The 13,302-nt window shown below is 39.2% G+C and carries 15 protein-coding genes; all 15 read right to left on the bottom strand.

Annotated elements, in window-relative coordinates; translation table 11 throughout:
- Positions 1 to 301: 301 nt before the first annotated feature.
- Positions 302 to 1,054 (bottom strand): peroxide stress protein YaaA, encoded by a 753-nt coding sequence (gene yaaA / locus HW560_RS16520; protein WP_179263965.1) that lies wholly within the window; start codon positions 1,052 to 1,054, stop codon positions 302 to 304.
- A 212-nt stretch (positions 1,055 to 1,266) separates the two neighbouring features.
- Entirely contained in the window at positions 1,267 to 2,145 is an 879-nt protein-coding gene (locus HW560_RS16515; RefSeq protein WP_179263964.1) for a prohibitin family protein, read from the bottom strand.
- The gene (locus tag HW560_RS16510; RefSeq protein WP_179263962.1) at positions 2,123 to 2,281 is read right to left on the bottom strand and encodes a hypothetical protein; all 159 of its coding nucleotides are present in this window, start codon (positions 2,279 to 2,281) and stop codon (positions 2,123 to 2,125) included. The genes HW560_RS16515 and HW560_RS16510 overlap by 23 nt, the downstream gene beginning before the upstream one ends.
- Before the next feature lie 309 nt (positions 2,282 to 2,590).
- Positions 2,591 to 2,875, bottom strand: a complete 285-nt coding sequence (locus HW560_RS34435) for a DUF4279 domain-containing protein (RefSeq protein ID WP_373565001.1) — start codon at positions 2,873 to 2,875, stop codon at positions 2,591 to 2,593.
- Between the two features lie 6 nt (positions 2,876 to 2,881).
- Positions 2,882 to 2,992 (bottom strand): DUF4279 domain-containing protein, encoded by a 111-nt coding sequence (locus tag HW560_RS33500; RefSeq protein WP_218834993.1) that lies wholly within the window; start codon positions 2,990 to 2,992, stop codon positions 2,882 to 2,884.
- Positions 2,993 to 3,157: 165 nt separating this feature from the next.
- Complete coding sequence (gene nfi / locus HW560_RS16500; RefSeq protein WP_179263958.1) at positions 3,158 to 3,826, bottom strand: deoxyribonuclease V; 669 nt, start codon at positions 3,824 to 3,826, stop codon at positions 3,158 to 3,160.
- 156 nt (positions 3,827 to 3,982) lie between these two features.
- On the bottom strand, positions 3,983 to 4,321 hold the full coding sequence (locus HW560_RS16495; protein WP_179263956.1) for a toxin-antitoxin system YwqK family antitoxin: 339 nt from the start codon (positions 4,319 to 4,321) through the stop codon (positions 3,983 to 3,985).
- A gap of 669 nt (positions 4,322 to 4,990) precedes the next feature.
- Complete coding sequence (locus HW560_RS16490) at positions 4,991 to 5,500, bottom strand: hypothetical protein (protein ID WP_179263954.1); 510 nt, start codon at positions 5,498 to 5,500, stop codon at positions 4,991 to 4,993.
- On the bottom strand, positions 5,487 to 5,858 hold the full coding sequence (locus HW560_RS16485; RefSeq protein ID WP_257031958.1) for a hypothetical protein: 372 nt from the start codon (positions 5,856 to 5,858) through the stop codon (positions 5,487 to 5,489). Before HW560_RS16485 ends, HW560_RS16490 begins: the two co-directional genes overlap by 14 nt.
- Before the next feature lie 937 nt (positions 5,859 to 6,795).
- The gene (locus HW560_RS16480; RefSeq protein WP_063565634.1) at positions 6,796 to 7,287 is read right to left on the bottom strand and encodes a hypothetical protein; all 492 of its coding nucleotides are present in this window, start codon (positions 7,285 to 7,287) and stop codon (positions 6,796 to 6,798) included.
- Positions 7,288 to 7,302: 15 nt separating this feature from the next.
- A complete protein-coding gene (locus HW560_RS16475; protein ID WP_179263952.1) occupies positions 7,303 to 7,554 on the bottom strand; it encodes a hypothetical protein in 252 nt (83 codons plus the stop codon).
- A 90-nt stretch (positions 7,555 to 7,644) separates the two neighbouring features.
- On the bottom strand, positions 7,645 to 8,172 hold the full coding sequence (locus tag HW560_RS16470) for a hypothetical protein (protein WP_179263950.1): 528 nt from the start codon (positions 8,170 to 8,172) through the stop codon (positions 7,645 to 7,647).
- A 210-nt stretch (positions 8,173 to 8,382) separates the two neighbouring features.
- On the bottom strand, positions 8,383 to 8,841 hold the full coding sequence (locus HW560_RS16465; RefSeq protein ID WP_257032021.1) for an SUKH-3 domain-containing protein: 459 nt from the start codon (positions 8,839 to 8,841) through the stop codon (positions 8,383 to 8,385).
- A gap of 534 nt (positions 8,842 to 9,375) precedes the next feature.
- Entirely contained in the window at positions 9,376 to 10,056 is a 681-nt protein-coding gene (locus HW560_RS16460) for an Imm3 family immunity protein (RefSeq protein WP_179263948.1), read from the bottom strand.
- Between the two features lie 12 nt (positions 10,057 to 10,068).
- Positions 10,069 to 13,293, bottom strand: coding sequence for a deaminase domain-containing protein (locus HW560_RS16455; RefSeq protein WP_179263946.1), 3,225 nt, complete (start codon positions 13,291 to 13,293; stop codon positions 10,069 to 10,071).
- Between the last annotated feature and the right edge of the window lie 9 nt (positions 13,294 to 13,302).

Below are 13,302 nucleotides of genomic sequence, written 5' to 3'. Positions count from 1 at the left end.
AATGGAGTCTAATAAATCATTATCGTCATTTTCCTTATTTTAGGACATAGTTAATTAGCACCTACTTTAAGGGACTTTTTTCCTTTTCCCTTTCAGATAACAGTTAATATAACCTGTAATTATCTTGATTCGAAACAGAATAAAGATAGATGCAGTTCAAATGCTTTTTCAATTGAGTTAACCTTTCCTATTTTGATTAGGACTTAGAGTTATTATCTGAATAATAAAAAAGCCGCCAGTTGGCGACTTTTAAGTGAAATGAAATAGTTATCATTCTGGTACATGATCAGCGGACATCTAGCTACTTTACCTCTGCTTGTATGAATACATACGTGCTCTCGTCAGATCGTTCTTCCGAAAAGCCAAAATTTAACCGATCAAAGTTTCTTACGTCTTCCACATCTGTAATCTTATGCTCCGCCATATACCGTACCATCTCACCTCTGGCCATCTTGGCCCAGGTGGCCTTTTCAACCAGCTTCCCATCGACCATTTGTCCGAATACACATGTAATGAACCGGGTTTCCTCATTAAGAAACGGCAAAATATTTTTGCTATACTCTTTGGAAGCCAGATTCAGAATGCAGTTACTTTCCGCTTGAAGCTGATCTGCGAGTTTGCTTCCCCAAAATTGATAGAGCGATTTGAAACCTGGACCTTGCAGCTTGCCCTGCATCTCCAAGCGATAAGGGGTAACCCCATCCAAAGGCCGCAACATGCCATAAAAACCGGATAAGATACGTAAATGCTGCTGAAGATACGCCAGTTCCTCATGTTGAAAAACACCTGGCGCCATATATTGATACTGAATGCCCTCATAGGCATAGATGGCTGGCGTAAGATTTACTTTTATATTCATATTCCGAATCCGCTCCACGTTCTGTTCGGCGATTGCATCGTTACACTTCCACATTGTTTTGAGCTCGTCATAGGATAACTTTTGAAGCAGACTTAATAGCTGTTCTGATTCGTTTATAAATTGCGGCATCTGCGCGATAGCCATATGATCGGTATCGATCTTCATCTTTTTAGCTGGTGATATAATAATTCTCATCGTCCTGATCCATCCTTAATCTACCGTTGTTATTGTCGTTATCCATTGTACAGGATTGGCTAAGTGAATCCAATGTCAAGGCTAACTGATTCCACTCATAGTACCTTTGAAAACACTCAAAAAAGAACAAGTCAGCCCACGATTGGACCGGCTTGTTCATTAGCATTCAACACTTTAAATGTGAAAGCAAGGCATGCATTTCAAACCTCTAATTAGGGAGATACGCTTCCCGCCCCGCTGTTTTGCTCTACTTTAGTACCCGGCAATTGAATCATTGGCGTGTTGGACCCACTTACATATGGAAGGGCTCCGTCCCATTTCTTGATGGTTTCATATTCAACGAGTTGACTCGATAAGGATTGTTGAAGCTCTTTATTGGCTTTTGCCTGGCCTTCTGCTTCAATTAATAGTTTATCTGCGTTACCTTGCGCTTCCACGCGCTTACGTTCTGCTTCTTTCTTGGCGATCTCCAGTTCAGTCGTTTTACGTTCCAGTTCTTGAGAAGCTTCGACACGCTTATCGATGGCTTCCTGAGTCTTAGCATCAGGTTGAGGAACACCTACAGTAACGTTGGATACAATAAAGCCTAACTCTTTAACGTCATCAGAAAAACGTTGCTGGACGTCCACTCCTGCGTCGGATGACTTTTCACCATACACATCAATGACTGTAAACTTGGAGATACCTTTACGAGCTGCGTCACGGAAACGTGTTTTGAGATATGTATCCTCAATTTCTTGAATGCTAATTGGCCCAAATGTATTAAAGATAGAAGATACTTTACTTGGTTCTACTTGGTAGTTATAAGCAAAATCAATTGTGATGTTTTTTCCATCAGAAGTCGCAATTTGAATATCTTTGTACTCAACCGTTTGAATTCGGATCGGATATTTCGTCACTTTATCAAACGCTCCAACGAGTTTCCACCCTTGACTCAGTGTACTGTCTTTTACACCTCCATTGGGTGAATATACAACCCCGACATATCCATTAGGAATTCGTGTTACAAAGAAAGTCACCAGTAATACTCCCACGATAATAACCAATGCAACCGTTATCGCCCCTACCCTAAACGTCTTTGAATTTTTCATCACCATTCTCCTCTTGTTTGAATTTATCGTACTTTTTCAGAATTCTACTACCTATTTTATTGAATAGCGGGATCATTAATGCCCATAGAATAAATGCAAGGATCAAGATTAAAATGATTCCCCCAATAAATGGCATATTCGTCCTCCCCTCTTTGGATGTAACCGAGTACAAATTTATAAATAGCAACTAATTATATCCTTCTTTATATATACTTTGTAAAATCGTATTCGGTTTCAATGATATCCAGTGCTTGAACTACCATTAGGGTGAGTGAGAGACGTCCAGTACCCGGTTATCCCTATCAAGAAAGTGATCAACAATTCATCTGGGTATTATGGATCAGAAGTAAGTTGTACCCATTGCTCTTCTCTGTAGGTGTATGCTAATGATATAATATGACACTCTTTATACGTATGTATTTTAAAAAAAAGCTTATTCCTATTGCTATAGAATATACAAATCAAAATCAAACTCTGCACTCAAGTCATAGGCTATACTGATTGCCTTTTGCGCGATAGAAATCGCAGGGCTTTCATTATTCATGACTCTGATTGAGAAGCTAAACAGATAATTCAAATTATGCTTCATTCTCAAGGTTTTCAACATTTCAATATGTGGCTCCAAAAGATTGAGTAAGTAGTTCAATTGCTGATTGACATCAAAAGATTCCTGATAGTCCGTATCCAAGAACCAGCAGGTTTCTTTTCGATACAAATCTCTATCATCTATCTGTTCTCATTTTATATAGGTTCCTGATGGTTCGATTCCAATCTGTTCTGTGATTAACTTCGGTTCGAAATGATCTCCGGTAATGATAAATTCAGCCATCATATTCGTTTTCTCCATATACGATCCTCCTAGCTTGTTCATATTGATTTATCAGAAACCACTGGAAGTATACCCCTTGTGACATCCAGCGGACTAAAATTGCCTCTTGACCCCTTCTGACTTGGTGATGACCTTTCCGTTTTGAATATTCACCCAGTTAGCATTCTGTGTACAGTAATAATCTTAAGTTAGAGTAGTTTTAACAAGATGGTCAGCTTGTCTAGTGGTTTCAGGCAACCGATACTTAGGTGAAAGTTCCAGTATCCAATTACATGAAGTTTCTAAAGAGATACGGTGACCAATTGACACGAAAATAGGCTTAACATTGTTTTGACTTCTCAGTACCTTGCCAATTACTTCACTGTTATCGATTAAAGGTGAATAACTACCGCGTTGGGATTCGGGTTCCACAAATGTTCCTATTAATCTTGTTTTCCCACATCCGATCGTTGGTGTATCTAAAAGTACTCCTAAGTGGCAAGCCAAGCCAAACCTTCTTGGATGAGCAATGCCCTGCCCATCACAAACAATTAGATCTGGCTTAATTTTTATTCGCTTAAACGCCTTAACAATTGGAGGTAACTCTCTGAATGAGAATAATCCAGGGACATATGGAAATCTAACTTTATCTTCAATTACTACTGATTCTACTGGTTTTAGCGAATTAACATCCAAAATAACTACTGCAGCAATTAAACTATCACTTCGTTTACTATATGCTACATCAACTCCAGCAACATAATTCACCTCTGTAAATTCATCTTGTTTAATGACTTTTTCAGCTAATCTATATTGAAGGACAATGGCCTCTTTCTCGCTTATTTCCCATGGATGATTTAATATTTGCTCCATTATAATCACCTTTCAATTTGTTATCCTGTTATTGATTTATTTGTTCAAGTAATCATTGATTTCCTTAGACGAGTAACCACAAGTATGTAGTGAACTTGGCCAGAATGCATTTACTCACAGTTCCTATTTTCCATTTTTGAAAGTAACTTTAAAACATCAAGAAACTGATGTTGCTCTAATTTCACCATTCTTGAACCAAGAAATAGACTTTCCAGCAATTGCTCCATTACGCATACGTTTAAATCCTTCTATTTTACCATCTGAGTAATACGTGACATAATCACCATCAGGAACTCCATCCACATAGTAACAATAGTGAGCCAAATTCCCATTGCTATATTTTTCGTAAACTAATCCTGTTACTGGATTTCCTCCATCTTCAATAGACCTATCAAAAACTTGGTCCCCGTACTCTCCATCAAAACAAACATCTCCTGTAAATTCTAAACCTTTTAAAAGAACTTCTTCTTTCGATAGTATATTTATTTCCTCCATTGTTGTGCACTCCCCTCTACTGAATAAAATACTATATGTCAGAAAGAACATTAAAGCCAGAAAGAATATAATTACATTGAAGACATTTTTTCGTATTGTCGTACTTCTATTGGATGATCGATCGGGTTACCTCTTTACTCAAGTTTAATTATAATATTACCCGTCCACTAAGTTTTTTCATCCCTGGCCTTAATTCCATCTTTATCTTTAGGTCTAGGTGCATTCTTCGCCTTAGTCGGTTTAACATTTGAAGACATAGAGGAATCTTTAGAAGCTGTTCCTTTCCACGCCGGTTACTCCCCTTTTCATACTGAATGTAATGCCATTAGGAAGTGTTGCACGAATTTCAGCTGCATTATATGCTACGGCAGTTTCAATATCATTAAAACTGAGCATACCATTCATTGAAGCATTTGATTTGCGTACAAACGAAATAACGGATATGGGTATTACAGGGTTAAGTCTACTTGAAATTAGCCGCCGACTCATTCGGCACTGGGTGGGAGTTGAGACAAGGGCAAAAGAAAACCACAATACGAGCGGAAAGCTCGCATCGTGGCGTTAATACTTTATTTAACATGTATACTGCTAACACAAAATGGTTTATAGTTTTTCTGAAATAGACAAACAATAAAAATATAATTCAGTATAGAAACAAAAATATATAAATCATACTACTCTATCTATTTCATCTAGTCTCTCCATGTTAAATTCACTAAATTCTGTTCTTGGAAAAGAATAAACATTTTGAGGCCATCCATATTTTCCACAAACAAGCTCATTATGGTGGTAACTAACTCTCACCCCCCTCTCCAACAACAATATTATAGGTTCATATAGAGCCTCGAAACGTGCATCAATTTTTTCTCCAACGCTAATTATCCACTCCCACTCTAAAAAATATTTGCACAAGAACTCTACTGTCCAACCTTGTTTCAATAATTCCAATTCCTCAACTTTTTCTTGAATATGAAGCAGTATTTCTTCTTTAACACCAATAATCTGAGCTGCACTGTATATGGGTTTACGTATTTTATTATCAGGGCAATAAACATCCCTAAAGATGTTACCCCTATTAATAAATTCAGTTACAAGTAATGCATGTAAAGGAAGGTCTTTCCTCCTGACGTTCCAATCAATATTTATAATTCTTTGTACTGCTTTTTCAAACCTTTCCAAAGTTCTCACTTCTTTCTTTAAGGTCTGTTTGAAATCTGTTTTCATTTTGGATCACGCATATCAGACCTGCCCTTATAAAGAAATGGCCACCTCTTTCATATAGCTTTATTGCTGGCACAAACAAATCTTTATTTTCAATAGCAATTTGATTTCCTTCATCAATGAGTACGTCTAACTCTAAATAACTGGTAGCAATTTCTCTAACATAACTATTGTCAATCTCTTTTAGTATTTGTAATTCATCAACACTCACTTGTGACTTAGTTATCGAAATTGAAATGATAATAAAGGGATACCTACAAGGCCCAGGATAATATTGGAAAAATATTGATGCTCTTCTTAAGTATTCTTTACTCATATGAACATACGATCTTGCTTGCTTGTTTCCAATACAACTCCAATCTATTGCAGAAATACGCTTAATTGCCTGATTAAAATTAGCGCTCCACCTTCTCTATTTTTATTACCCAAGAATTTTTTTCGAATAATAGTCATATGCTCCTGGGAGTTCAAATGAAGGTTGATCAGAAGCTACATCATGTGCACCAGGAGGATCTGAACCAAAACGTCTATTCATCGCAGCCATGTTACGTCATGACGTTCAGGATGGCGCGGGGGATGGAATCGGTGTAGCCATACAAGCAATTCCCATTGAGATGTCATACAGAACAACAAACGCTCGATGTGTTATCCCTAGCTTCTGAACGCACTCCTTACCTGGATGGTTCATGGCTGATTTCTCCCTTCATAGGTTTAGACATTCTATAGGCAGGAATCACACCAGACATACAGAAGCATAGGACGTATTTTGAATCTTGAATTTGTCACATCCTAATTAAGTAACATGTTTACCAGTAACGATAAACCCCACTGAATTTACAGTACGCTACTGTTCGACCAAGTTCAATTTAATTAGTATCACAAGATTTTTGAATTTGCTTGGCTCTGTTATCTCCGTCCAACTTAGTGGATGATGGATGGTGTGCATGGATGGTGGCGTTAGACGTAAAAAACACATCGATCATGGTGGTATCTGACCATAATCAACATGTTTAATACAACGCTGTAACGTTATTTAGGGTAAAAATTCAAAGTGTTAATGAGCGTACAAACAAAAACAAAATGAAGAAATCTATCTACGGATATGTCACGGGTTAAGTGATTATTAGTTGCTTGGTGGGTTCGTTCGGCAATGGGTAAAGTTTTTTAAACAACGGCCGATCAATATCAGGCGGTTAGCTCGCAGGGCGGCGTATGTTTGCAAGAGTTATTGATAGACTCGACTCTTTAAATATTTAAACCAGATTATCTATGTCTAACGGTTCCTTTGTTACAAATTTTTCAAACCATCCGCTTAATGGCATATGTCCAACATTTTGTATATCCAGTGACTGATGTCGGAGATCAAATAAACCTCCTCTTTCAATAATTTTAATTAGGGGTTCATATACATTTATATATTTAGCATATTTTGGATCCTTATCAGCATAATTAGCCAATTGGATATAATATTCAAATATTTTTCCTGTATATATGCTTCTACCTAAAAACTTTGAAGCTTCTTCGTTACAATAGTCTGAGATCACTATTTCTTCCTCATTGTCACCAAGCAATTGAGCTATATTTGAAAACAAAGGTGGCCTCGGTTTAATCGCTTGCTCCTTGAAAAATTGAGCCAATCTCCTTAAAAATTCTCGAGCTAACTTAACATCCTCTTTTGATACGCTTGTACCTACTACATCCCATTTCACATTATTGATTTTTACTATAGCCTCATCTAGATACATTTTTTCACCTCTTAGTTAATAATCTATGTGTTTATCAAAATGTTTGTTAAATTCTTTTGATTGATCGTATCCTGGAAATGAAGGTGGATTGGGATCTGTTATGTTAGCTCTGTCATGTGCATTTTTTTTAATGTCGATATCATATATCTCGTCCTCGTGGTTCCAAGTAGACGGATCTCTTAAAGGCATCCCACCATCCATAAATTCCTTTTCTTTAATCTCATGATTTGCTAGCTCCCTAAACCATTCTTTTTCCTCTTCTGTCAATTCGCCCTTTTGAGCCTTCTGCCATGCATATGCAATATCTGCATCCGCTTGAAAATATAACTCTTCGTACGGTTTACCACCAACAGATATTTATTTTGTGTCTAAGAACAAATGCTTCTTTATCTTCAAGACCTGTTCTTCTGTCAATCCTGTATTTTTGGCTACTGTGGAAATATCTCCAATACCTGATTTTCTTATATCGATATATTTCCTCTCGAGGAATGCTTGAAATCCATCTTCTGGTACGATGATGTGCTTTTTCATTACAACTGGATCTGTTATAAAATCATGTTTACCCGTCCTCTCAGTAATTGTGCTGGTCCGTCCCTTACTTGCCTCATCATACAAGCGAGTATCGTCGAACTCATCGAAAGGCCTATTCTTACCAGGACCGCCCAACGCCCCTCTGGAAGGCTTGGATTTAGCAGTCTTCGGTCCAGTCTTACCGCTAGCTACCGCCGGATCATGTTGAACCTGCTGCTTCCAGGCTGCCCACGTATCTCCGAGCGCCGAACTGTTCTTACTGTTCACCAGCTTGTCCGCTGCCTTATTTAACCCATGCTTGGCCAGCATAGCCAGGTTTACAACCATCAACGTAATACCCAACTTATCCAGCAAATCCTGATCCATTCCCAGAAACGTTGGATTCGTATTGGCGTTCTTCTAAAGTTCAACTTCTTAGTATAAACGACGACCAGTGCAGCATTATCTCCGACTTAGGAACAGTAGTTCACCACTTTTTTCATCAGTTATAACATCCTTTTCACGAAAGAAAAAACACATGTCTTTTTTTTGGTGAATGACATGTGTTTTACAAGTTATAGTGTATTAGTCACTATCTATAGTTATCATATCAAGTTTTGCACCTGAAACAACATGAAATAATGCCTCATCAAAGTTATCTCCTAAACAAATAAGAAAATCATCATTGCCACCATAGAATTTTCCTGACGAACCAATGTACCATGTCATATCAATAGAGGCGATCTCTCCAAGAATTACAAATGATTCATTACAGTGTTGTTCATATCTCGCGGCGAGCTCACGAAAAATAGATTCTCCTGCATGTTCAGGATCAGTATTCAAAATTAAATATTGATCCAGTTTTCTAGGATTCTTGAATTGAATTTTCAATCCTCCATATTCTTTTAGAAATTGTATGGCCCTTTCAAAAATATTGTAATCATCATTCTTCAGAAATTCCACGTAATGCTTAATTTCTATTTCACGTTCAGCAAACCAACCTGCTTCACTAAGAATATTTGTTACTGCCTGGGTGCATACAATGAAAACCCCTCTTAATCTTTTATAATTGATACAAAACTACTGTACATTGGCTCACAATTTTCACACATCGCCTTGAACTTACTAGATTTAATATTTATTGTATACAGCCTTTAGATTCTGTCTACCTCTTCCTCACTACGCTACTGGGTAATCTACAGTTGCGAGTAAATTTGAAAAAAAAGCACGAAAGTGAACATAACAAAAAACAGGTCAATCATGGTGGTATCTGACCATAATCGACCTGTTCAACGTAACGGAATAGCGTTATTTAGGTTATAAAATTAAAGCATTTGATGTGCGTACAACCGAAATCGAGAAATCTTTATACGGGTATTACATGGGTTATATGTGTTATTGGTTGAATGATGGGTTCATTCGGCACTGGGTGGGGTGTTTTTGAAAAGCCGCCACTTAAATGATTATATTTTTTAGAATGGAGCGGCGAAAAAAAAGAAACCACAATACGTCGGTTAGCTCACATTATGGTGATATTAGTAATATTGTGAGTAGATTGTTTTTATCAGAACCAGAATATTATTCTAATACATTCTTAACGGCTCTTGATAAATCTGTTAATTCATCTAAGCTAAGTTCCTCATTAATTGAATCCATTTTAAAACCACTTATTTCATCAATAATTTCTTTAGAAATAGTTTGATTATTCTTCAATAGTATTTCAGCCAAAGTAATATACACTGTAATTTTTACACTAGGAGTTCGATCGCACCCCCTCTTATATCTTGACAGCACCTGATCTATGATCTCATCACTATCCATATTCTGGGCAACGAGCTCTAAATAGAAATTACTAACTGCATTCCTAATTTCCGTATAGTACCATCTCGCCTGATTACACGAATCGATAGGCATCAGTTTTAGCTTCTTTATTACCTCATCTTTACGAATTGATATTTCTTCAAATTGCTCTTGATTTAGTTGTCCATCTATTATTTGACTTCTAATTCTATTTAGATCTATTGACTCTAATTCATGTAAAAGAACTTGTTTTGTTTTATTGTAAATCCTTGGATTTTGCAATGAAAGCTCTGCATATAGAATATATATTAGCGCTCTTTCCATTTCATCAACAATATTTTCAGAATAAAATTCATTGAAAGTAATGTTAATTGCTTCATCGTGACTATAATATTCATTTTTGTACTTTTCTACATCCAAATAGAATTCATCTATTAAATCCTGATACTGCCATGTCATAAAAAACACCTCTTATTTTTTAGGAATTTTATTTCCATCATTATGAATTATCTCAATTATAATACCAGGATAATCCTTTTTAAAATCTCTAATATTTTTATTACAGCTCGCGCAAGTATCATTTTCTGTGAATAGTTTTATTTTTCCTGTTATATTTGGATTTGGTTCACCAAGTTGATTTGCCAAATCATTTATAATTTTATGCTCCGTATCACCATTTCTCGGTATAAGTTTACCAATACTATTAGGAGCATCTTCTGCTGGATATCTAATCTCACCTTGTGGTTTGAATGAAAAACCATCGTAATTCATTTCAGTTTGGTGTGGTGGCGGTGGTCCATCTACTTGACTGTGTGCATAGAATTCTTTTTTTATCCCTGAAATATCAACTTCCGCATATGCAAAGTTTGATCCACTCTTATTCAAAGCTCCATTAGATAATCTACTCTTTAACTCTGACACCCTTTGAATGATATGACCTTCAGCATCTGGATCGATTTGTCTTGTTGGAAACCAGTCTCTACCATCACCCGTCCCCTCAGTTTTAGGAGGAGGTTCGACCTTATGAATTGTGCTGGTCCGTCCCTTACTAGCCTCATCATATAGATGCAAGTCATCAAACTCATCGAAAGGCCTATTCTTACCAGGACCGCCCAACGCCCCTCTGGAAGGCTTGGATTTAGCAGTCTTCGGTCCAGTCTTACCGCTAGCTGCCGCCGGATCTTGTTGAATCTGCTGCTTCCAAGCTGCCCATGTATCACCTAGAGCTGAACTGTTCTTACTATTCACCAGCTTGTCCGCTGCCTTATTTAACCCATGCTTGGCCAGCATAGCCAGGTTTACAACCATCAACGTAATACCCAACTTATCCAGCAATTCCTGATCCATTCCAAGAAACGTTGGATTCGTATTGGCGTTTCCGTTTTTCAGATCATTCAGCTTCTCCGCGTTGACCACAATCATGGAGACGCCCAGCGCAGCATCGGCTACAGCCAGCATGTACAGAGATCCTCCACCTGTTGGTATCGCCGCTATAATTGCAACTACCCCGAATATGATGTTGAATTCTGCAATCAATACTTGGGGACCAATAATAAGCTCTTCGAATGTGTATCGGGATAAGTATACCGTTTTTTGGGTTTGCTTGCTCAAGTAGTCGGGCTTTTGCGGTATGCCATAGGCAAGTTCCATCTGTTCCAGCCAAGGACTGATCTTTTCCAATACGCCCCCGATTCCGGTAGCTTCCACGAACTGCTGGATCATCCCTGGCTTTCCGCTCGATCCAGCCGGTTGGGAGGAGCCTTGACCGCTCAGCACTGGTGGAGCTGGCATCATTGCACGGATTTCCTCTGATGACTTGCCAGCTTGCTGCCCTTGATCCATCACCTGTTTGGCTTGCTGCTTCCAATCGTACATCGCCGTTCGATCCTGGTCCATCTGGTCGTAAACCTTCTGCTGGCTTGCCAGTTCGGCCTGTTTTTCTGCTTTGCTTTTCTTTTCCGGCTCTGCAGCAGACTGATTGATATACTTTTGTTGATAGATTGTTTTTTGTTCATTGGAAGACATGGTGCTCAGCCAGTTCTTGGCTTGATCCTTCATTCCCGGATCACTCTTAGCCTTCTCGGCTACTTGATTACGAATATCCGCTCGCTGCCCATTCGTTAGCTGAACTGCAGCCTTGAGTTGGAGCGATAGATCGATCTCTTGTTTCGCAATTTCTCCTTGAGCGAGCTTATCTAGATACAACTCTTCCAGCTCTTCTTCGGTTAGAAGATCCACAAAGTCCACTTCGATCTTCTGGAAGTCAACCTTGGCACTCTGAATCCCCATCCGGTTACCGTTCAGGATAACATACTGGTCCGTATTCGTCTGGAGTACAATTTCCTGCTCAGCACGGATTCGAAGAGATTCGAGAACTCCCTCTTCACCCCCACTGCCGGCTTCAATCTGATTTCCTGCTACAACGAGAAGATCCTCGCTGGCATTCAGCGTGATATTTCCTCCATCCAGATGCAGGCTAACGGTCCCTTTCTCAAATAATACCCCGTCATCTCCCAGCTGCATTTTGGCCTCACCAGGCATCTCGAATACTTTTGTGGAAGGTTTCTGGAACACCGTCCGGCTCTTCATTTCCTCGCCGCCGCCACGAACCGAATTAATAGCCATCGCCTTTTTCTCTGTGCCACTGGGGAAATAGACCTTAATGCGAGCCCCCTCATCCGGCAGACAGTGAAAGATATTGTTGCCCTCTCCCGAATAAGGAAACCACCAATTTCCCTGCTGATCATGTGCATCATCGATATCTAAATGCACCTTCACCATGTTGTTTGCGCGTTTGATCACGCGTCCTTCCAAAGACATCCCTTGGAGTTTATCATTACGGCGGGATTTTCGGCGCAAACTCTGGCGTTTTACCAGCAAGTATTCATACTGTAATAAACCTGCTGAGTAGCTGATCACGGACTCGGAGACCACCCACATTTGTTTCTTAAATGACACATCATCGCCAACTTGGCAATACTGATCACTGGTTACTCGGTAGTTAACAAAATCGGCTTCCACTAGCCGCTCGGCATCCTTGCCTTCAGCATTAGCTCGAAGCTCTTCATAGACAGCTCGATCTTTCATGGCCTTGTAACGCCGGACATGTAGCTCTTTACCCCAGGATAAGTCCGGGACACCAAAGTAGACACGAGGTGCATCCATGGATACGTCCGGTAAAATGACCGTCCCCACTCTAGAAGCAAGTCGCTTCAGAAATTTCCAATCCGTTTCTTCGTACTGTACCAACAAAGCACCTATGGAAGCCTGGTCACTTGTCGCCATATTCTGGGCATCCCCTGAGGCATAATTCCGAACCAGCTGCCGAATCGCATCGGTATAGGTCAGATGCTTGTTCTGATACGAGCGACTCCGCGGCTTCATATCCATAATATATGTACGTGATAAAGCCTCCACTTCTAAAAGGGGGATACCGTCTTCCATCTGTATATCGACTTTGGTAATTCCTCCGGCGAACCACCCCTCCGGTCTGGCATCCGTTGGCTTCTGCAGAACGAGGCTGTCGTTAAAGGAACTCTGGAGGAGGCATTGCTCTGCCTCCTCTTCGCTCATGTGGGCTGTAAAAACACAACGTGTATGTGCATTGAAAGCTCGCTCAATTCGGAAACTGCGGAGGTCCTTGATCTTGTAGGGCCACTGCAGTTCAAATCCATCTCCCTGATAGTTAACATCCATTTCGATACC

The sequence above is a fragment of the Paenibacillus sp. E222 genome, from assembly GCF_013401555.1.
GTDB lineage: Bacteria > Bacillota > Bacilli > Paenibacillales > Paenibacillaceae > Paenibacillus.
This window is presented reverse-complemented; position numbering and strand designations above follow the sequence as displayed.

Excerpts from the sequence above, each read along its gene's own strand:
- HW560_RS16485 (WP_257031958.1), bottom strand. The coding sequence starts at position 5,858 with ATGAGTAAAGAATACTTAAGAAGAGCATCAATATTTTTCCAATATTAT.
- HW560_RS33500 (WP_218834993.1), bottom strand. The coding sequence starts at position 2,992 with ATGGAGAAAACGAATATGATGGCTGAATTTATCATTACCGGAGATCAT.
- HW560_RS16515 (WP_179263964.1), bottom strand. The coding sequence starts at position 2,145 with ATGAAAAATTCAAAGACGTTTAGGGTAGGGGCGATAACGGTTGCATTG.
- yaaA (WP_179263965.1), bottom strand. The coding sequence starts at position 1,054 with ATGAGAATTATTATATCACCAGCTAAAAAGATGAAGATCGATACCGAT.
- HW560_RS16495 (WP_179263956.1), bottom strand. The coding sequence starts at position 4,321 with ATGGAGGAAATAAATATACTATCGAAAGAAGAAGTTCTTTTAAAAGGT.
- HW560_RS16480 (WP_063565634.1), bottom strand. The coding sequence starts at position 7,287 with ATGTATCTAGATGAGGCTATAGTAAAAATCAATAATGTGAAATGGGAT.
- HW560_RS16455 (WP_179263946.1), bottom strand. The coding sequence starts at position 13,293 with ATGGATGTTAACTATCAGGGAGATGGATTTGAACTGCAGTGGCCCTAC.
- HW560_RS16510 (WP_179263962.1), bottom strand. The coding sequence starts at position 2,281 with ATGCCATTTATTGGGGGAATCATTTTAATCTTGATCCTTGCATTTATT.
- nfi (WP_179263958.1), bottom strand. The coding sequence starts at position 3,826 with ATGGAGCAAATATTAAATCATCCATGGGAAATAAGCGAGAAAGAGGCC.
- HW560_RS16460 (WP_179263948.1), bottom strand. The coding sequence starts at position 10,056 with ATGACATGGCAGTATCAGGATTTAATAGATGAATTCTATTTGGATGTA.